Annotated in this window: 21 protein-coding genes and 1 pseudogene; 10 read left to right on the forward strand and 12 right to left on the reverse strand. The window is 72.4% G+C overall.

Annotation, left to right across the window (positions count from 1 at the left end):
- Window positions 1-53: 53 nt before the first annotated feature.
- The 3 genes from EV372_RS24730 to EV372_RS24740 form a co-directional block, all read right to left on the reverse strand.
- Window positions 54-701, reverse strand: a complete 648-nt coding sequence (locus EV372_RS24730; protein WP_013152994.1) for a LuxR C-terminal-related transcriptional regulator — start codon at window positions 699-701, stop codon at window positions 54-56.
- Window positions 653-1,987 (reverse strand): sensor histidine kinase, encoded by a 1,335-nt coding sequence (locus EV372_RS24735; RefSeq protein ID WP_130397992.1) that lies wholly within the window; start codon window positions 1,985-1,987, stop codon window positions 653-655. Before EV372_RS24735 ends, EV372_RS24730 begins: the two co-directional genes overlap by 49 nt.
- A gap of 175 nt (window positions 1,988-2,162) precedes the next feature.
- Entirely contained in the window at window positions 2,163-3,101 is a 939-nt protein-coding gene (locus tag EV372_RS24740; RefSeq protein ID WP_130399103.1) for a hypothetical protein, read from the reverse strand.
- 165 nt (window positions 3,102-3,266) lie between these two features.
- Between EV372_RS24740 and EV372_RS24745 the strand changes: the two genes are divergently transcribed.
- From EV372_RS24745 to rnhA, 3 genes are all read left to right on the forward strand, one after another.
- Complete coding sequence (locus EV372_RS24745) at window positions 3,267-3,710, forward strand: SMI1/KNR4 family protein (RefSeq protein WP_130397993.1); 444 nt, start codon at window positions 3,267-3,269, stop codon at window positions 3,708-3,710.
- 20 nt (window positions 3,711-3,730) lie between these two features.
- Window positions 3,731-4,390 carry a peptide deformylase gene (def, locus tag EV372_RS24750; protein ID WP_130397994.1) on the forward strand — a complete coding sequence of 220 codons (660 nt, stop codon included), beginning with the start codon at window positions 3,731-3,733 and terminating at the stop codon, window positions 4,388-4,390.
- A gap of 216 nt (window positions 4,391-4,606) precedes the next feature.
- Window positions 4,607-5,080 carry a ribonuclease HI gene (rnhA, locus tag EV372_RS24755; protein ID WP_019607377.1) on the forward strand — a complete coding sequence of 158 codons (474 nt, stop codon included), beginning with the start codon at window positions 4,607-4,609 and terminating at the stop codon, window positions 5,078-5,080.
- Between the two features lie 52 nt (window positions 5,081-5,132).
- On the opposite strand, the gene soxR is transcribed toward rnhA, so the two are convergent.
- Both soxR and EV372_RS24765 read right to left on the reverse strand, forming a co-directional pair.
- Complete coding sequence (soxR, locus tag EV372_RS24760; protein ID WP_130397995.1) at window positions 5,133-5,600, reverse strand: redox-sensitive transcriptional activator SoxR; 468 nt, start codon at window positions 5,598-5,600, stop codon at window positions 5,133-5,135.
- Window positions 5,601-5,604: 4 nt separating this feature from the next.
- Window positions 5,605-6,315 carry an ABC transporter ATP-binding protein gene (locus tag EV372_RS24765; RefSeq protein ID WP_130397996.1) on the reverse strand — a complete coding sequence of 237 codons (711 nt, stop codon included), beginning with the start codon at window positions 6,313-6,315 and terminating at the stop codon, window positions 5,605-5,607.
- Between the two features lie 262 nt (window positions 6,316-6,577).
- On the opposite strand from EV372_RS24765, the gene EV372_RS24770 reads away from it, so the two are divergent.
- Window positions 6,578-7,564, forward strand: a complete 987-nt coding sequence (locus EV372_RS24770; RefSeq protein WP_130397997.1) for a DUF2332 domain-containing protein — start codon at window positions 6,578-6,580, stop codon at window positions 7,562-7,564.
- Between the two features lie 138 nt (window positions 7,565-7,702).
- Here EV372_RS24770 and EV372_RS24775 read toward each other — a convergent pair whose 3' ends face one another.
- Both EV372_RS24775 and EV372_RS24780 read right to left on the reverse strand, forming a co-directional pair.
- Window positions 7,703-8,692, reverse strand: a complete 990-nt coding sequence (locus EV372_RS24775) for an adenosine deaminase (protein WP_130397998.1) — start codon at window positions 8,690-8,692, stop codon at window positions 7,703-7,705.
- A 150-nt stretch (window positions 8,693-8,842) separates the two neighbouring features.
- Window positions 8,843-9,157, reverse strand: coding sequence for an SHOCT domain-containing protein (locus tag EV372_RS24780; RefSeq protein ID WP_130397999.1), 315 nt, complete (start codon window positions 9,155-9,157; stop codon window positions 8,843-8,845).
- Between the two features lie 150 nt (window positions 9,158-9,307).
- On the opposite strand from EV372_RS24780, the gene EV372_RS24785 reads away from it, so the two are divergent.
- From EV372_RS24785 to EV372_RS24805, 6 genes and pseudogenes are all read left to right on the forward strand, one after another.
- Window positions 9,308-10,498: a histidine kinase gene (locus tag EV372_RS24785; RefSeq protein ID WP_130399104.1), complete on the forward strand. Its 1,191-nt coding sequence runs from the start codon at window positions 9,308-9,310 to the stop codon at window positions 10,496-10,498.
- Complete coding sequence (locus EV372_RS24790) at window positions 10,495-11,148, forward strand: response regulator (RefSeq protein ID WP_013153006.1); 654 nt, start codon at window positions 10,495-10,497, stop codon at window positions 11,146-11,148. The genes EV372_RS24785 and EV372_RS24790 overlap by 4 nt, the downstream gene beginning before the upstream one ends.
- 60 nt (window positions 11,149-11,208) lie before the next feature.
- Complete coding sequence (locus tag EV372_RS24795; RefSeq protein WP_130398000.1) at window positions 11,209-12,375, forward strand: aminotransferase class V-fold PLP-dependent enzyme; 1,167 nt, start codon at window positions 11,209-11,211, stop codon at window positions 12,373-12,375.
- Between the two features lie 187 nt (window positions 12,376-12,562).
- A pseudogene (locus tag EV372_RS29570) lies at window positions 12,563-12,658 on the forward strand (MerR family transcriptional regulator); the annotation flags it as partial.
- Window positions 12,659-12,755: 97 nt separating this feature from the next.
- Window positions 12,756-13,415 carry a GyrI-like domain-containing protein gene (locus EV372_RS24800; protein WP_486484405.1) on the forward strand — a complete coding sequence of 220 codons (660 nt, stop codon included), beginning with the start codon at window positions 12,756-12,758 and terminating at the stop codon, window positions 13,413-13,415.
- On the forward strand, window positions 13,412-14,305 hold the full coding sequence (locus EV372_RS24805) for a transglutaminase-like domain-containing protein (RefSeq protein ID WP_130398001.1): 894 nt from the start codon (window positions 13,412-13,414) through the stop codon (window positions 14,303-14,305). Before EV372_RS24800 ends, EV372_RS24805 begins: the two co-directional genes overlap by 4 nt.
- Window positions 14,306-14,346: 41 nt before the next feature.
- Here the strand turns inward: EV372_RS24805 and EV372_RS24810 are convergent, their stop codons facing one another.
- From EV372_RS24810 to EV372_RS24830, 5 genes are all read right to left on the reverse strand, one after another.
- Window positions 14,347-14,586: a hypothetical protein gene (locus EV372_RS24810; protein ID WP_130398002.1), complete on the reverse strand. Its 240-nt coding sequence runs from the start codon at window positions 14,584-14,586 to the stop codon at window positions 14,347-14,349.
- Between the two features lie 289 nt (window positions 14,587-14,875).
- The gene (locus EV372_RS24815; protein ID WP_130398003.1) at window positions 14,876-16,057 is read right to left on the reverse strand and encodes an FAD-dependent oxidoreductase; all 1,182 of its coding nucleotides are present in this window, start codon (window positions 16,055-16,057) and stop codon (window positions 14,876-14,878) included.
- A complete protein-coding gene (locus tag EV372_RS24820) occupies window positions 16,054-16,626 on the reverse strand; it encodes a TetR/AcrR family transcriptional regulator (RefSeq protein WP_130398004.1) in 573 nt (190 codons plus the stop codon). The genes EV372_RS24815 and EV372_RS24820 overlap by 4 nt, the downstream gene beginning before the upstream one ends.
- Window positions 16,627-16,797: 171 nt before the next feature.
- Window positions 16,798-17,187: an Hsp20/alpha crystallin family protein gene (locus EV372_RS24825; protein ID WP_130398005.1), complete on the reverse strand. Its 390-nt coding sequence runs from the start codon at window positions 17,185-17,187 to the stop codon at window positions 16,798-16,800.
- A 145-nt stretch (window positions 17,188-17,332) separates the two neighbouring features.
- Window positions 17,333-18,070: a class I SAM-dependent methyltransferase gene (locus tag EV372_RS24830; protein ID WP_130398006.1), complete on the reverse strand. Its 738-nt coding sequence runs from the start codon at window positions 18,068-18,070 to the stop codon at window positions 17,333-17,335.
- Between the last annotated feature and the right edge of the window lie 25 nt (window positions 18,071-18,095).

Below are 18,095 nucleotides of genomic sequence, written 5' to 3' on the forward strand. Positions count from 1 at the left end.
GGTGTGGTCCGGCCGGGTGGGTGTTGGGCGCCGAACCGGTGTGGGCGGGGTGGTTACTGGCCGTTGAGGAAGGCCAGGACGGCCAGGACGCGGCGGCTGTCGTCGGAGGAGGGCGGCAGGTCGAGTTTGGTGAAGATGTTGTTGATGTGCTTGCTGACGGCTTTTTCGGTGATGTAGAGGCGTGCGGCGATGGCGGAGTTGGAGCGTCCTTCGGCCATTTCGGACAGGACTTCGCGTTCGCGGGGGGTGAGTTGGGCGAGGGGGCCGCTCTGGTCCTGGCGGGCGAGGAGTTGGGAGATGACGGCGGGGTCCATGGCGGTGCCGCCGTCGGCGACGCGGCGGACGGCTTCGATGAACTGGCCGATGTCGAAGACGCGGTCCTTGAGGAGGTAGCCGACGCCGCCGGTGTCGTCGGAGAGCAGTTCGCGGGCGTAGAGCTGTTCGACGTGCTGGGAGAGCACGAGGATGGGCAGGCCGGGGATCTGGGTGCGGGCGGCGATGGCGGCCTGGAGGCCTTCGTCGGTGAAGGTGGGGGGTAGGCGGACGTCGACGACGGCGACGTCGGGTTTGTGTTCGGTGAGGGCGGTGTGCAGGTCGGGGCCGTTGTCGACGGCGGCGACGACGGTGAAGTCGTGTGCCTGGAGGAGTCGGATCAGGCCGTCTCTGAGGAGGGCAAGGTCTTCGGCGATGACAACACGCACGGGATCTCCAGGGTCACGATGGTGGGGCCGCCCGGTGGGCTGGTGATGTTCATCGTGCCATCAAAGGCGTCCAGGCGTCTGCGGATGCCGGCCAGGCCGCTGCCGGGGGCGGGGTCCGCGCCGCCGGTGCCGTTGTCGGTGACGGTGATGACCAGGCGGTTGCGGCCGTGGTTGATGTGGATCCAGGCGTGGGTGGCGTGGGCGTGTTTGGCGGTGTTGGTGAGGAGTTCGGCGATGGCGAAGTAGGCGGCGGACTCCACGGGGTCGGCGGGGCGGCCGCGGAGGTCGATGGTGACGGTGATGGGCAGGTGGTGGGTGAGGGCGAGGGCGTGGACGGCGCCGTCGAGGCCGCGTTCGACGAGGACGGGTGGGTGGATGCCGCGGACGAGGTCGCGGAGTTCGGTGAGGGCGTGGCGGGTGGTTTCGCGGGCTTCGGTGAGCATGGCGCGGGCGGTTTCGGGGTCTTTGTCGACGATTTGTTCGGCCATGCCGAGGTTCATGCCCAGGGCGACGAGGCGGGCTTGGGCGCCGTCGTGGAGGTCGCGTTCGATGCGGCGGATCTCGGAGGCCTGGGTGTCGATGGTGTGGGCGCGGCTGGTGGCCAGGTGGGCGACGCGGGCGGTGAGTCGGGATTTTTCCGAGGGGGAGAGGAGGAGGCGGTTGAAGCGTAGGTAGGTGTCGGCGGCCAGGGGGATGAGGAGCCAGCCCAGGGTGATGAGGGCCAGGGCGGGGATGAGGATGATGAGTTGGTTGAGGGTGGTGGTGGGGGTGTAGGTGTCGTAGAGGGTGGGGCCGGTGAGGTTGAGGGCGAAGAGGAGTTGTTCGATGCCGTGGGCGATGAGGGTGAGGGGGATGGCGACGAGGAGGAAGCTGGCGGCTCCGGAGATGAGCCAGAGCAGGTCTCTCCAGGTGGCGGGGTCGGTGATGATGGCGGTGCCGCGGCGGGTGATTCCGGTGGGGGGGATGGGGCGGTAGGCGGAGACGATGGGGCGGTGTAGGGGGCGGGTGGTGGGGGTGGGGAGGCCTGGGGTGGTGGTGCGGCCTCGGGGGGGTTTGCTGTTTTTGATGAGTAGGTGGCTGAGGGTGCGGCGTTGGCTGTCGGCGAGGGTGCGCAGGAGGAGGGCGGTGAGGATGACGAAGGGGAGGCCGACCCAGGTGAGGGTGAGTACGGCCGAGAGCAGGACGAGGGGGAGCAGGAGGAGGGCGGCGATGTTCTGGGAGAGCAGGAGGAAGAGGTAGGCCAGGGTGGTGAGGCGGCCTGCGCGGTGGTGGGGTGCGGTGGCCATGGGTGGTCTCTTCCGTTCCTGCGTGTGCGTGTGCTGGTGTCTATTGTGTCCTGTTCGCGGGTGTGGGTGCGGTGGTGAGGGCTCCCCTGTCGGGTGTGGTGGCGTGGGGTGGGAGCGCACGTGAGGGAGGGCCTCCGCGGTGCGCGGGGGCCCTCCTGGCGGGTGTGGGGGCGGGTCAGGGCCAGCGCATGTCGGTGGCGGGGCCCAGGTCGCTGACGCGGGTGCTGCTGTGGGCGTCCAGGGCCTTCTTGAGTTGGTCCCAGGACTGCTGGGGGGTGTTGTCGGTGTTGTTGCAGGTGCGCTGTTGGCAGGCGGTGTACTGGGACATGGCTCCGGCGAAGCGCAGGGGGTCGTTGGCGTTGGTGTGGCCCCAGCGGCTGATGTTGGCCCACTGGTCGGCCTGGATACCGTCGGTGCGGTAGATCTGGGGGATGACGTGGACGCGGGGGTTGCCTCCGCCGGCCATGTGGTGGACGTCGGCCAGGCGCCAGCCGTTGGCGCAGTTTCCCGAGCCGGTGGTGGGGCAGGAGTCGGCGGAGTTGGCGGCGTAGAGCGGTGTGGTGGTGGCCTGGGTGTAGGCGGCGAGCCAGTCGCGGGCCCAGGCGGGGGTGGACCAGGAGGGTTCGGCGTCCAGGGCGGCGGTGATGGTGACGGCCTCGGTGGTGGAGGCGTCCTTGACGGTGGTGACCAGGTCGGCCCAGCGCTGTCCGGCGTGGGTGCCGGTGACGCCGCCGTCGTCCTTGTTGTTGACGCCCAGGGCCAGGTGGGCGGTGGCCTGGTCGGTGCGGCACTCGGTGAAGCCCTGGGCCCAGTGGTGGGCGTAGGCGGCGGCCTTGCTGTAGGCGGAGCGGGGTGTGGTGGAGTTTCCCGCCCTGCCGGGTTCTCGGAGGGTGTCGTTCTTTTCTTGTGTGCCGAAGAAGAGGATGCGCGGGCCTGTGGCGCCGGTGCGTCCTTCGGTGCATCCGGCCTCGTGGGCCTGGGTGGAGGTGGCGTCGGTGAGGGGGACGTAGCGGCTGGTGGTGTGGCCGGGGTAGGCGGTGGTGGTCGCGGTGGTGGCGTGGGCGGGTGCGCCCAGGGTGGTCAGGGCGGCGGCGAGCGCGGTGGTGGCGAGCATGCGTGCGGTGGAAGCCATGGGGTCATTGTGTGGGATAGTGATCGGTTGTGCACGCATCGTGATATGGGTGGCGTGTTCGGGGTTTGGGGTGGTGCGGCGGGTGCGGGTTCGGGTTTTTGGCGCAACTCGCCGCCGACGATTTCCCGTGGGTTGCCACGACCTGTGATGATCAGGAGTGTGTGGCGTGAACTGATCCTGGAGATGTATCCCGAGGCCGATCTGAGCGATCCGGCCGATGAGGTGACCCTGGCCGAGGTGGAGAAGCACCTGATGCTGCCCCTGCCCTTCGAGCTGGCCTCGTTGCTGCGTGAGACCGACGGGGTGACCAACGAGTACGGGGACGCGGTGGTGTGGAGTGCGCGGCGTTTGGTGGAGGACAACCTGGCGATGCGCCAGGAGCCGGACTATCTGGAGCTGTACGCGCCCTTCGACGAGATGATCTTCTTCGGTGATTCCGACATGGGGCCGCAGTTCGCCTACGTGCACACCGACTACGGTCCGGGGATCGTGGTGTGGGACCATGAGAGTGACCGGCGACGCCTGGTGGTGGTGTCGTTGCGCGACTACCTGGCGCGGTGTCTGATCCAGGGCAACTCCTGGTTTCGTTGAAGTGTGGTGAGAGTAGGACCATGTCGGAGCATGGCGGGGTTGGCGTCGTCGTTCAGGGCCGGGAGGTCGCGGATTTTCCCGCGTGGGCTCCGGAGGCGGCGCGCGGCCGGGTGCGGCGGATCACCGTGACGGGTGAGGAGGTGCTGCACCGGCGTGGTGTGGATGTGGCGCCGCGGATGTGGGGTTCGGCGGAGTTGGCCGGGCTCATCGACGACATGTTCGTGACGATGTACGCGGCCGAGGGTGTGGGGTTGGCGGGCAGCCAGGTGGGTGTGGACCTGCGGGTGTTCGTCTATGACTGCCCTGATGATGACGGTGTGCGTCATGTGGGGCATGTGGTCAACCCGGTGTTGGACGAGCGTGACCCCGATGACGCGGTGGTGGTGGAGTCGGAGGGGTGTTTGTCGGTTCCGGGGCCGCACGCGGATCTGGGGCGGGCCGAGCACGCCACGGTGCGGGGAGTGGACCGGGACGGCAATCCCGTGGTCGTCAGCGGTAGCGGGTACTTCGCCCGGTGTTTGCAGCACGAGACCGATCACACGTTGGGGCGGTTGTACGTGGACCGGTTGAGTGTGCGTGAGCGCAAGCGGGTGCTGAAGAAGATGAACGAGATGGCCAACGACGTGTTCGCGCGTCGTGAGGAGCGGGCCGAGGAGCTGGCGCGGGAGCTGGCTGGCTGAGCGGGGCTGTGTGCGGGGGTGTTCCGGGTGCGGAACGCCCCCTTTTTTGTGGGGCGGGGTGGTTGGTTGGGGTGGCCGTGGGGGGTCCTTTGGCTGGGTTGGCGGGCCGAAGTGGCGGGTGTGGGGGCTCCATTGGGGGTGATTGGCTCCTTTTATGGCCCCGTTGGCGGGGGTTGTGGCCTTTTCGTGACCGTGGGGGGCGGTAGATTGCCCGGCATGCGTAACGGGGACGAGGTCGGCCAGGAGCCGACGCAGCGGGTGGTCATCTACACCGACGGGGCGTGCAGCGGCAACCCCGGTCCGGGCGGGTGGGGGGTGTGGCTGCGCTACGGCGGCCACGAGAAGGAGCTGTACGGGGGCGAGGCGCAGACCACCAACAACCGGATGGAGCTGATGGCGGCGATCCGGGCGCTGGAGAGCCTGCGCCAGCCGCTGCCGGTGCTGGTGCACACCGACTCCTCCTACGTGCGCAACGGGATCACCTCGTGGCTGCACGGGTGGAAGCGGCGGGGCTGGCGCACGGCCGACAAGAAGCCGGTCAAGAACGTGGACCTGTGGCAGCGCCTGGACGAGGTCGCCTCGCGCTATGAGGTGGAGTGGCGCTGGGTGCGCGGGCACAGCGGGGACGAGGGCAACGAGCGCGCTGACGCGTTGGCGCGGCGCGGACGCGACGAGGCCGCCGGGGTGTAGGGGCGGTACGGCAGGCGGCGGACACGGGGTGTTCGCCGCCTGTGTCGTGTGTTCAGCCTGTTTCGCGCGCCAGGGCGTTGACCATCAGGCGGCGCGGGCCGGGTCCGGCGGAGGCCAGGGTGTCGTCGGGGTTGGACAGGGTGCAGGTGTCCAGGGACAGGCAGCCGCAGCCGATGCAGTTGGTCAGGTCGTCGCGCAGGCGGATGAGTTGGCTTATGCGGGCGTCGAGTTCGGTGCGCCACTGCTGGGACAGGCGGGCCCAGTCGTCACGGGTGGGGGTGCGGTTGTCGGGCAGGGTGTCCAGGGCCTGGCGGATGCGTGCCAGGGGCATGCCCACGCGTTGGGAGATGCGGATGAAGGAGACCCGGCGCAGGGTGTCGCGGCGGTAGCGGCGCTGGTTGCCGGCGGTGCGGCGGCTGTGGATCAGGCCCTGGCGTTCGTAGAAGTGCAGGGCTGAGACGGCGACTCCGGCGCGTTCGGCGACCTGGCCGACGGTGAGTTCCTTGACGATGGGTGCCACGTGCTCATCCTAGGGCGTGGCCGGTGGTGCGGTGGGTGCCGGTGAGGGCGTAGAGGCGTGCGTAGGCGCCGCCGCGGACCAGGAGTTGGTGGTGGGTGCCGGTTTCGGTGACGCGTCCCTTGTACAGGAGCAGGATGCGGTCGGCGGTGCGGGCCAGGGTGGGTTGGCGGGTGAGGGTGAGCAGGCCGGTGTCGGGGGTGGCGGGCGGGTGGGCGTGGTCGTGGGCGGGCGGGTCGGTGAGCACGAGCAGGCGGGTGTTGGTGCGTTGGGCGTAGAGGGCGCGGGCCTGGTGGACGCGGGGGAGCAGGGCGGGGGGTAGGGCGTCCAGGGGTGTGTGCAGGCGGTGTGCTTCCAGGCGGGTGTGGGTCAGGGCGTGGGCCAGGTGGGGGTCGTCGGCTTCGGGGGTGCTCTGGCCGGTGATGGTGTGGGCCAGGGTGGGGCGGGGGGTGAGGATGTGGGCGCGGGTGTGGGTGGCCAGGCGTCCGTGGGTGGGGGTGGTCTGGCCGGTGAGCAGGCGGGTCAGGGCGGTGGTGGCCTCGGGGGTCAGGCCCACCAGGGCCACGTGTTCGCCGGGGTGCAGGGTCAGGTCGAGGTGGTCCAGGTGGCGGGTGCGGTCGTGGGTGAGGGACACGTCGTGGAACTCCACCAGGGGTGGCAGGGGGGTGGCGCTGGGGTGGGTGGTGCGGCTGAGCTTGCCTCGGTGGGAGATCCTCACGGGTGTCCGTTCGTGTGGTGTGGTCGTCACCAGCCTGGGATTGGCCTGCGCGGGTGAGAGTTCTCGTGATCTGTTCGTGTCCTTGGTCTCGCTGGGTGGAACGGCTGGTGGGGCTGGTTGGTTCCCGGTGGTGGCAGGAAGGGCGGGGCGGGTGTGAGGGGCTGTCTGCGGCTCCGGGGTGAGCGCGGTCACGGGGCGGCGGGTGCGGGGGCGGGGTAGGAACACCGCACCTGGTTCCCCCGAGGTGAAGGAGTGTGCGGCCGTGGAGCATGTCGCCGCCGTGGACGCGTCCGTGGACAGCATCGTGAGGCAGTACCGGGGTTTCGCGCAGAGCTACGCCCAGGGCGCGGCTCCGGCGTACGCGCGTATCGCCCGGGCCCTGGCCGGGGACGAGCGGGTGCTGGAGCTGGTCGCCTCCCTGCCCGCGGGCAACAAGCGCCAGCCCAACCTGTTGCTGGGGGCGGTGCGGTTCCTGGGCGGGCCGGTGGGGGAGTGGACGGATTTTCGGGCCTGGCTCCTGGAGCACTGGGAGCAGGTGCGGGCGGTGGTGCTGGAGCGCTACACCCAGACCAACGAGGTGCGCCGGTGCGCCACCCTGCTTCCTGTGCTGGCCGGTCTGGAGGGGCCGTTGGCGCTGGTGGAGGTGGGGGCGTCGGCGGGGTTGTGCCTGTACCCGGACCGGTACCGCTACTCCTTCGACGGCGGGGCGCCGATCGGTGCGGCCCGCGGTGCGGTGCTGTTGGAGTGTGCGACCTCGGGGCCGGTTCCGGTGCCCGAGCGGATGCCGAGGGTGGTGTGGCGGGCGGGGATCGACCTGAACCCGTTGGACGTGCGCCGCGAGGAGGACGTGCGGTGGCTGGAGGCGCTGATCTGGCCGGGGCCGTATGAGGCCGAGCGGCGGGAGCGGTTGCGGGCGGCGGCGCGGGTGGTGGCGGCCGAGCCTCCGGTGTTGGTGGCCGGTGACCTGGTGCGGGAGTTGGAGGCGGTGGCGGCGCGGGTGCCGGCGGGGGCGCGGTTGGTGGTGATGCACAGCGCGGTGCTGGCCTACCTGGACGAGGCGTCGCGGGACGCGTTCGTGGAGGTCGTGCGGGGGTTGGAGGGGCACTGGGTGTCGAACGAGGGTGCGGCGGTGCTGCCCGCGTTGGAGGGTCCGCGTCCGGAGGTGGGCACCGATTTCGCGTTGGCGTTGGACGGGCGTGTGGTGGCCTTCGCCGGTGAGCACGGTCAGCGGTTGACCTGGGCGGGGTGAGGCGGCGGCGCGGGCGGTCGCCTCCACTGGGCCGGAGGCGGTCACTCGCGGCAGCGGCTGCGTGCGGGTCCGGGCGCCGGTGGAGGCGGGCCGGTGGGTGGCCCCGTCCCCGGGTGTCCGGGGGCGGGGCCGCGGTATTCACCAGGGGTGGGGGTGGGCGTCGACCTCGGCGATGAGCTGGGCCTTGCGCTGGGGGGTGAGGAAGGAGGCGGTGAAGGAGTTGCGGGCCAGTTGGCGCAGCTGCTCGGCGTCCAGGCCCAGGTGGGTGTGCAGGGCCTGGTAGTTGTCGTGGACGTAGCCGCCGAAGTAGGAGGGGTCGTCGGAGTTGACGGTCACCAGCAGTCCGGCCTCCATCAGGGCGGGCAGGGGGTGCTGGGCCAGATCGGGCACGGCGCGCAGGCGCACGTTGGAGAGCGGGCACACGGTCAGCGGGGTCTGGGTGGCGGCCAGGTGGGCGACCAGGCCAGGGTCCTCCAGGCAGCGGATGCCGTGGTCGATGCGTTCGGCGCCCAGGAGGTTGAGGGCCTGCCAGACGTAGGAGGCGGGGCCCTCCTCCCCGGCGTGGGCGACGCGGCGCAGGCCCAGGTCGCGGGCGGCGGCGAAGACCTCGGTGAACTTCTCGGGCGGGTGGCCGACCTCGGCCGAGTCCAGGCCGACGGCGCTGATGTGTTCCAGGTGGGGGCGGGCCTGGTGGAGGGTGTCCAGGGCTTCGTTGGCGGGGCGGTCGCGCAGGAAGCACAGGATCAGGCTGGTGCTGATGTTGTGGGTGTGTTCGCTGGTGTTCAGGGCGGCCATGAGGCCGTTGACGACCGTGTCCAGGCTGATGCCGCGGCCGGTGTGGGCCTGGGGGTCGAAGAAGATCTCGGCGTGGCGTACGCCCTGGGCGGCGGCGCGGTCGAGGTAGGCGGTGGCCAGGTCGGTGAAGTCGGCTTCGGTGCGCAGGACGTCCATGAGGGCGTAGTACAGGTCCAGGAAGGACTGCAGGTCGGTGAAGGAGTAGGCGCGGCGCAGGGAGTCGACGTCGGGGTGGGGCGGGGTCAGGCCGTTGCGGCGGGCCAGGGCGAAGGCCAGTTCGGGTTCCAGGGTGCCTTCGATGTGGACGTGGAGTTCGGCCTTGGGGATGGGCATGGTGGTGCTCGTGCCTTCGCGGTCGGGGTTGTGTGTTGGCCATTGTGGCTGATGGGTGGGGGTACCCCGGCCGGATCGGTGTGGGTCGTGGAGCACATGCGGGGGCCCGGCCGCGCGGGGTGCGCGGCCGGGCCTGGCGGGTGTGCGGGGTTACCCGCGGCCGGGGCGGTCGTCGTGGCCGGGGGTCCAGTTCAGGGCGCTGGCGCGTTCCATGAACTCCTCCACGGTCAGGTCGCCGCGGGCGAAGCGGTCGGCCAGGGTGCGGCGGGCCTCCTCCTCGGGTGGGGCGGGGTGCGGCGCCCAGGGCGGGCGGTGGCCGCGTCGGGCCAGGGCGAAGGCCAGTGCGCCGAGCAGGACGAGGGTGAGCAGAAGGAACATCAGGGCTCCGGGAAGGACGAAGGCGGGTGGTCCCTGCCCCCAGTGGGGGTGGGCGGCCAGGGTGGTCGCCGCGGTGATGGTGTTCATGGGTTCACTGTCCTCGGGGCGGGGGGTCGCGGTCGTCCCCCCGGGGGCGGCACCTGTGCTGCGTCCGGGTGCGTAGGGCGCCTACGCCTGTGGTGCCACGACAGGCGGGGGCGGGCGGCCTAGGGTCGTGGTGTGAGTGGTGACAGGCGGGTGCGCCGGGTGGTCGTGGACCTGGTGCTGGGTGTGGTGCTGGGCGCGGTGGCGGTGGGGTTCGTGCGCGGCCAGGTGGTGTGGCAGCGGCGCGGCGGGGGTGGGCACGGCCCCTGGCGGGGTGGGCCTCCTCCGGGGTGGGACGTGGACTGGGGTGCGGTGGTGGTGCCCTGGTCGGTGTGGGTGGGTGTGGGGGTGTTGGTGTGTGCGGTGGCGGTGCGTCGTGTGTGGCCGGTGGCGGCGTTGGTGGTGGCCGCTGTGGGTGCGGCGGTGTTCGTGGGGGCGGGCCACCCGGTGGGGCCGGTGCTGGTGTTGCCCGGGTTGGTGGTGTTCTCGGCCGCGATCCGGTTGGGGGCGGGGGTGTTCTTGGCGTGGACGGCGCCGTTGGTGGTGGCGGTGGGGTTGCTCTCGCGGGTGCGTGAGCCCTGGTGGGGGCTGGTTGACGGGGGTGCGCTGGTGGGGGTGGTGTTCGCGGTGGGGGCGATGGCCTTTCCCGCGGGCGGTGGGGTGTTCGTGCGTGCGCGGCGTGAGGCGCGTCGGCGCGAGCGTCAGGAGGAGGTGGACCGGCACCGCTACGAGGAGCGGTTGCGTATCGCCCGGGAGGTGCACGATCTGGTGGGGCACAGCCTGTCGGTGATCAGCATGCAGGCGTCGGTGGCCCTGCACGTGGTGGATCGTCGGCCCGAGCAGGCGTCGGTGGCGCTGGCGGCGATCCGGGACAGCAGCCGGTCGGCCCTGGAGGAGTTGCGGGGCACGCTGGCGGTGTTTCGGGGCGGGGCCGAGGTGGCGGGTCGGGGTCCGTTGCCGGGGTTGGGGCGTGTGGAGGCGTTGGTGGGGGAGTTGCGCGGGGCGGGTCGCCGGGTGGAGGTGGTGTGGGAGGGGGAGGCGGTGCGGGTGCCCGCGGCGGTGGACCACGCGGCGTTTCGGATCGTGCAGGAGGCGTTGACGAACGTGGTGCGCCATGGCGGTGAGGGCGCGTCGGCGCGGGTGCGGGTGGTGTACGGGGAGCAGGAGGTGCGGGTGTGGGTGGTTGATGAGGGAGTGGGTGTGGTGGGGCCGGTGCGTGAGGGGTCGGGGATCGCGGGGATGCGTGAGCGCGCGCGTGCGGTGGGCGGGTCGGTGACGGTGGGCTCTGGTGAGGGTGGCGGGTTCGTGGTGGGGGCGTCGCTGCCGTTGGGGGGTGAGCGGTGAGCGTGCGGGTGGTGGTGGCCGATGACCAGGCGCTGGTGCGGATGGGGTTGCGGGTGCTGCTGGAGGGGGAGGCGGACCTGGAGTTGGTGGGTGAGGCCGGTGATGGTGGGCAGGCGGTGGAGCTGGTGCGTCGGCTGCGTCCGGATGTGGTGTTGATGGACGTGCGGATGCCGGTGGTGGACGGGTTGGAGGCGCTGCGGCGGATCGCGGGCGAGGAGGCGCTGGCGCACACCCGGGTGGTGGTGTTGACGACGTTCGAACTGGACGAGTACGTGTTCGAGGCGTTGCGTGCGGGGGCGTCGGGGTTCTTGATCAAGGACAGCGACCCGCAGGAGATGTTGGCCGCGGTGCGGGCGGCGGCGCGGGGCGAGGCGTTGTTGTCGCCGTCGGTGACGCGGCGGGTGGTGGCGGCGTTCGTCTCGCGTGAGCCGGGCGGGGGTCGGGTGCCGCGGTTGGAGGTGTTGACCGAGCGGGAGCGTGAGGTGGTGGGGCTGGTGGGTGAGGGGTTGAGCAACGAGGAGATCGCGGCCCGGTTGGTGGTCTCCCCGGCGACGGCGCGCACGCACGTGAGCCGGGCGATGGTCAAGCTCGGGGCGCGGGACCGGGCGCAGCTGGTGGTGTTCGCTTTCCGGGCCGGGCTGGTGCGTTGAGGGGGTTGGCCGGGTAGGTTCGGCGGCGACGGTGTGGGGTGCGTGGGAGGGGCGGGTTGGATGGGCGTGGACGTGGCTGCGGTGCGGGCGGACACCTCCGGGGTGGGGCAGGCGGCGCATCTGGACAACGCGGGGTCGTCGTTGCCGCCGGACGTGGTGGTGGAGGCGGTGGTGGATCACCTGCGCCTGGAGGCGCGGGTGGGGGGTTACGCGGCGGCCGAGCTGGCGCAGGCGCGGGTGGAGGGGTTCTACACCGCCGTGGCGCGGCTGGTGGGTGCGCGCCCCCAGGAGATCGCGTTCACCGAGAGTGCGACGCGGGCGTGGGAGTTGGCGTTCGGGTCGGTGGTCTTCGCCGAGGGGGACCGGGTGCTGACCACGGCCAGTGAGTACCCCAGTAACGCGTTGGGGATGGTCAAGGCGGCCCGTGAGCGGGGTGTGCGGGTGCAGGTGGTGCCCGACGACGCCGACGGGGTGATGGACGTGGGGGCGTTGGAGCGGGAGTTGGCGCGGGGCGGGGTGCGGGTGGTGGCGATCAACCACATGCCCACGCACAACGGGCTGGTCAACCCGGCCGAGCGGATCGGGGCGCTGTGCCGCAGGTTCGGGGTGTTGTTCGTGTTGGACGCGTGCCAGTCGGCGGGCCAGTGGGATCTGGACGTGGAGCGGCTGGGGTGTGACGTGTTGGCGGTGACGGGGCGCAAGTTCCTGCGCGGGCCTCGGGGGACGGGGTTCGTGTACGTGCGGTCGGGGGCGGACCTGGGGGAGCCGCCGGTGGTGGACGTGACGTCGGCGCATTGGGAGGGGCGGGGGTACCGGGTGCGTGAGGACGCGCGCCGGTTGGAGAGTTTCGAGCGCAACGTGGCCGGTCAGATCGGGTTGGGTGTGGCCGTGGACTACGCGTTGGCGGTGGGGTTGGAGTCGATCCGGGAGCGGGTGGGGGTGCTGGCCGAGCAGGCCCGGGACCGGTTGGGGCGTCTGGAGGGGGTGCGGGTGCTGGACCGGGGGAGGGTGCGGTCGGGGATCGTGACGTTCGCGGTGCAGGGTGTGGCGGCCGAGGGGGTGCGTGCGGCGCTGGGGGAGGCCGGGGTGCGGGTGAGCGTGTCGCGGTTGTGGAACCAGGTGTGGGAGCCCGGTGTGGGGGTGGACGAGGCGGTGCGTGCCTCGGTGCACTACTTCAACACCGAGGCCGAGGTGGAGGCGTTGGCGGACGCGGTCAAGGGGTTGTAGGCGCGCCGGGGTCGCGTGCCGACCGCGTTCGGGGCTACGGTCTTCGCCGGGCGCGGGTCGGTGTGGCGGGCCGGGTGGCAGATGTCCTGGTTGTGGGCGCCGGGCGGAGGACGCCCACCGCGTGGTGGGGTGGGTCCGCGCCCGGGTGTTGACGGTGCCCTTGGGGCAGGGGCCACACTCGCATCCCATGAGCACCCCACAGCCCTGCGAGGGGCTTTCCCGGGGGGAGTTCGCCCGTGCGAGCGGGCTCTCCCCCAAGGCGTTGCGGTTGTACGAGCGCTCGCTTCTGCTGGTGCCCCACCGGGTGGAGGCGGGCGGGCACCGCGTCTACTCTTCCCGCCCAGGTGGAGCGGGCCCGGCGCATCCGTCTGCTGCGTCAGATGGACATGCCCCTGGCGGTGGTGGCCGAGGTGATGGCCCACGACGGCGGGCAGGCCCTGGAGCGGGCCGAGGCGTGGTGGCGGGCCCAGGAGGAGGCGCTGCGTTCGCGGCGCGCGGCCCTGGCCGAGCTGCGCCTGTCCTGGGGCGGGGCGGCCGAGCGGGCCCCGGAGCCGGTGTGGCGGGTGCGCGGTGAACACGTGGCGGCGGTCAAGGTGGCGGCGGTGCGGGCCCGCACCGACCAGCAGAACCTGGTGGCGACCCTGCACGCGCGGTCGCAGGCGCTGCGCCGCCTGCTGGTGGGGCAGGGCGCGCGCCCCGGTCCCGGGTTCTGGGTCATCTACCACGGTGCGGTGACCCCGGACGGGTCCGCGCCGATCGAGGTGGCGGTGCCCTTCACCGGGCACGCCGAACCCGAGGGGGAGACGGTGATCCGGGTGGAGGCCGCCCACGTGCGCGCGGTGTGCGAGGTCAGGCGCGGCGACTGCTTCTATCCGCGGATCATGGGCGCCTACCGGGCGGTGGAGCGGTGGATGCTCCAGCGCGGCGCGCACGCGGCGGGGCCGCTGCGTGAGGTGTATGGGGCCTCCTGGGACGAGGTGGACCAGGACGCGGTGTTCGTGCTGGTGGCGCGGCCGATGAGAGGGGCGGGACGCGGATGAGCGCGGTGGAGGTGGACCGGTGGGCGGCGCACACCCCCTACAGCGACCCGGGCGGGCACGCGGGGGTGCTGGCGGGTCTGCCGGGGGACGTGGCGGGGCTGGGCCGGGTGCTGCGCGGGGTGTTGACCCACTACCGCGCTGGCGGTCAGGTGTTCACCGGGGCGCGGTTGGCCGAGATCGACCACCGGTGGGTGGAGGCGATGCTGGCCACCGACCAGGCCCGCTGTCCGGGCCCGTGGACGCGGCCCAGGGCGCGGCCGCTGGTGGGGTGCTGTCGTGACTTCGCGCTGGTGACGGTGGCGGCGCTGCGGGAGCGGGGGGTGGCGGCGCGCACCCGGGTGGGGTTCGCCTCCTACCTGCACGAGGGGTTGGGGACCGACCACGTGGTGAGCGAGTACTGGGACGGTGGTCGGTGGGTGTGGGCGGACACCCAGTTGGACCCGGCGGGTCCGTGGCCGGTGGATGTCCTGGACCTGCCGCGCGCGCCCGCCGCGCGGGGCGCGGCCTTCGCCAGCGCGGCGCAGGTGTGGCTGGCCCACCGGGCGGGGGAGGTGGACGCCGACCGCTACGGGGTGCACCCGGACCTGCCGTGGCGGGGTGCGGGGTTCGTGCGCTCCTACGTGCTGTTGGAGTTGGCGCACCGTCAGGGCGAGGAGGTGTTGTTGTGGGACACCTGGGAGGCCATGGAGGCTGAGGATGACGGTGTGTTCGATGAGGTGGCGCGGTTGCTGGTGGCCGCGGACGGCGGGGACGGGGCCGCTGAGCGGGAGTTGGCGTGCCGGTACGCCCGTGGGGGGCGGTTGAACCCGGGCGGTCGGGTGCTGTGCGCGTCGCCGTCGGGGTTCGTGGGGTGGGTGGATCTGGAGCGTTGGGTGGTCGAGCCCGGGTGAGCGGGCGCGGGCTGTCTTCCCGGGTGCGGGAACGCCGGGGTTCACCCCGGCGGGAGGGCCAGCAGGGTCAGCGGTGCCAGGAGGAGCATGAGGCATCCTCCGGTCGCGGGTGTGGTGGCTCGGGGTGCGGTGGCCTCCATGTCCGCGATCATGTGCTGTTGGGCCGGACATCCCGGGGTCACGACGTCCTCCGGGCTGAACACGCGGCAGGGCAGTCCCGTCATGAACTCGGCGTCGTACTGGCGCCCGCACAGGGAGCAGCGGGGGTCGTTCGGCTTCACTGTCGTGGTCCCTCTGGTCGGAGTTCGGGGCCGTGTCGCGCGGCCCCGTCGTCGGCCCTGGGGTCGTGGCCGACCGGTGCGGCCGTACGGCACGGCTTCACGTTCCTCTCGGACAGGGCGGTGCCGGGGCGGCCCCGGCCGTTCGTGTGATCGCGGCCCTCGTCGTCCGTGCGGCGGGTTGTGCCGGTCGCTCCGGGCAGGGCCGCGGTTCTCCCCGGCCGGGGGTTGGGCCCGTCGCCGTGTCGGAGGCCGGGGTGTACACGGGCGAACGCGTGCCAGGCGGGGTGTTTCAGTCGCGGACGGTCACGGGGGTGTGCTCGCGTACGGCGGGGGTGGGCTTGCCGGTGAGCGCCCCCGCCAGCAGGCGGCTCGCCCCGGGCAGGCCGGCCAGGCGCAGGGCCAGGCGGCGCAGGAGCAGTTGGGCGCGGGTGGGGGGCAGGAACCAGCGGGCGGTGCGGCGGGCGGCGCGCTGGCGCTGTTGGACCTCGGGGCGCCACTGGTGCTCGTAGCGGCTCAGCCCTTCCTGGACGGTGGGGGCCGAGGCCAGGTGTTCGGCCAGGACGAACGCGCCGCCCACCGCCAGGGAGGCGCCCTGGCCCGCGAGCAGGGAGACCGCGCCGCAGGCGTCGCCGAGCAGGACGGTGCGTCCCCGGCTCCAGTGGGGCACCACGCTCTGGGAGACCTGGTCGTAGTAGACGTGTTCGGGGTCGGGGCAGTGCTGGAGGGCGCGGGGCACCAGCCAGCCCAGGTCGGCGTGGGTGCGGCGCAGTTCGGCGCGCGGGTCGGCGGGCCGGTCGGGGGTGGGGCTGCGGTGCACGGTGAAGGCGGCCACGCGGCCGTCGCGCAGCCCGTACAGGCCCATCTGGGCGCCGGTGGTGTCGGTGAGGTAGAAGCCGCCGTCGGTCCGGGCGTGGATGTCGGGGTCGGTGAAGACGAAGGCGGCGGTGTGGAAGCCCAGGTAGCGCAGGTGGTCGGTCGCGGAGCCGAAGACCCGGTCGCGCACGGTGGAGTGGATGCCGTCGGCGCCCACGAGCAGGTCGCCGGTCAGGGTGTGGCCGTCTGCGAGGGTGACCTGGACGGTGTCGCCGTGGTCTTGGACGCGGTCCAGGGCCGCGTCGTAGCGCACCAGCACGTCGGGGGGCAGGGTTTCGCGCAGGGCGCGTTCGAGGTCGGGGCGCATGAGGGAGACCACGCCCAGGTGGGAGAACTGTTGGATGCCCAGCGTGGCGCGGGGGGTGCCGTGGCGGTCGACGAAGGTGGCGTGGTCGATGTCGTAGCCGAGTTCGCGCAGGCGGGGCAGCAGGCCCATGAGTTCGGCGGCCCGGTAGCCGGGGCCGAAGAAGTCGATCATGTAGCCCTGGGTGCGGGGGCCGGGCGCCTGTTCGAGGACGGTGACCTGCCAGCCGTGGGTGTGCAGGCGGTGGGCCGCGGCCAGTCCGGCGATTCCGGCTCCGCAGACGATCGCTCTCATGGGTGTGCTCCTGGGGTGTGGTGGGTGAGCAGGCGGCGCAGGACGGGTTCGATCTCGGTGGAGGTCAGGTCCGGGGTGAGTGCGCGGTGCAGCAGGACGCCGTCCAGGGTCGCGGCCAGGACGGTGGCGGTCTGGCGGGGTTGGGGGACGCCGGCGTGGGTGAGCCAGTCGGTCAGGTGGCGGCGCATCAGGTCCAGGACGCCGGTGACGGCCTGGCGCAGGTGGGGGTCGCGGGTGGCGGCCAGGTAGGTCTCGGTGACCAGGTGGGAGGCGGGGTCGTCGCCGGGGTAGCGGTCCAGCTCGCGCAGGATCAGCGCGAGTCCCTGGTGGGGTGTGGTGGTGGGGCCCAGCAGGTGGACGGCCTCCTCGACGATGGCGGTGATGGCCTGGGTGGCGGCCTGGGTGAGCAGGGCCTGGAGGGAGGGGAAGTGGTAGTGGACCAGGCCGGGGCCCACGCCCGCGCGGTCGGCGAGTGTGCGGGTGCTGACCGCTGACCAGCCGCGTTCGCCGATGAGTTCGGCCGCTGCCCGGAGCAGGCGGCCTTTGACGTCCTCGCCGCGTGGTGCCATGTGCGTCCCGCTTCTTGGTCGATTGCCTTGGGCGAACGTATTGGTCACTCGCCCAATTCCGAGAATGGCACAGCGCCCGTCCCCGGGGCAAGCCGCGGGGGCGGGCGCGCACGAAAAAAAGGGGGTGTGAGGTCCCCCGTGGTCCTCACACCCCCTGTGCGTCCTGCCGGGTCAGGCGGTGGCGCCGCCCTGGCCCAGGAGGATCTTGCGCGGCTGGGCCTTGGTCGCGACCGGGACGCGCAGGGTCAGGACGCCGTCGGTGTGGTCGGCCTCGATGTGCTCGGTGTCCAGGTCCTGTCCCAGGCGCAGGCGGCGGGTGACGGCGCCGGTGGGGCGCTCGCCGACCAGGACGCGGCCCTCCTCGGCCCGCTCGGGGCGCTGGGCGCGGACGGTGAGCACCGAGCCCTCCACCTCCAGGTCGATGCCGTCGGAGGGCACGCCCGGCAGGTCGATCCGGACCACGAGGGCGTCCTGGGTGCGCACCGCGTCCATGGCGGCGTTGCGCGGGGCGGGAGCGGTGGAGGCGGTGACGTCGAAGGGGATGGTGCGGGTGAGAAGCATGGAAGAACCCCCGAAAAACCTCGGCTTGATGCTGATGGACTCAAGTTTATTGACGACTTCGGGCGCGTCAAGGCGGTGTGGGGCACCCCACACGAGGACGCCCCAGGCCCCGTGCGCGTCGGGGTCTGGGGCGTGGAACGCGTGGTCAGCGGGTTCGGGCCAGGGTGATGATCTCGGGGCTGGACGCGGTCAGGGGCGAGCGGTCCCAGTCCCCGAACCGCTCGACGGCCCGCAGCCCGGACCGCTCCAGCAGGAGGTCCAGGTGGTCGGCCCCCACGAAGCGCAGGGTGCTCACGGTGCGCAAGGGGACGGGGGAGTCGGAGCGGGTGGTGGTGCTGGTGAAGGTCACCAGTCCTTCGGGTGTGGGCGCGGCGGCGTCGTGGACGTCGCTCACGCGCACACCGTCGGCGGTGGTGACCTGGTGCGGGTGGGCGGGGGTCCACCCGCACCAGGCGCGCGCGGCCGGGTTGCGGGTCTCGAAGGCCACCAGGCCGCCCGGGGCCAGGGCACGGCGCATCGCCCGCAGTGCGGCGCTGACCTCCTCGTCGGCGCGCAGTTCCTGGAAGGCGTGGCCGGTCATGGTGACCAGGTCGAACCCCTCGTTCCAGGTGCGGGTGGACAGGTCACCGCGCACCCAGGAGACGGCGTCGGTGCGCTCGCGGGCCACCTCCAGCATGGCCCGCGCCGGGTCCAGACCCACCAGGTGTCCGGTGTGGCCGCGGGTGCGGGCGCGGTGGAGCAGGCGGCCGGTGCCGCACCCCGCGTCCAGTACGCGCGGGGCGGCCATGACCAGGTCCAGGTAGAAGTCGTCGCCGGGCCCCCACGGGCTGAGGAGGTCGTAGAGGGCGGCGACGTCGGGGGAGTCGTAGGGGTTGTGGGTCATCGCGCCAGTGTGGCAGCGGCGCCGG

This window comes from Nocardiopsis sp. CNZ308 (assembly GCF_004217075.1).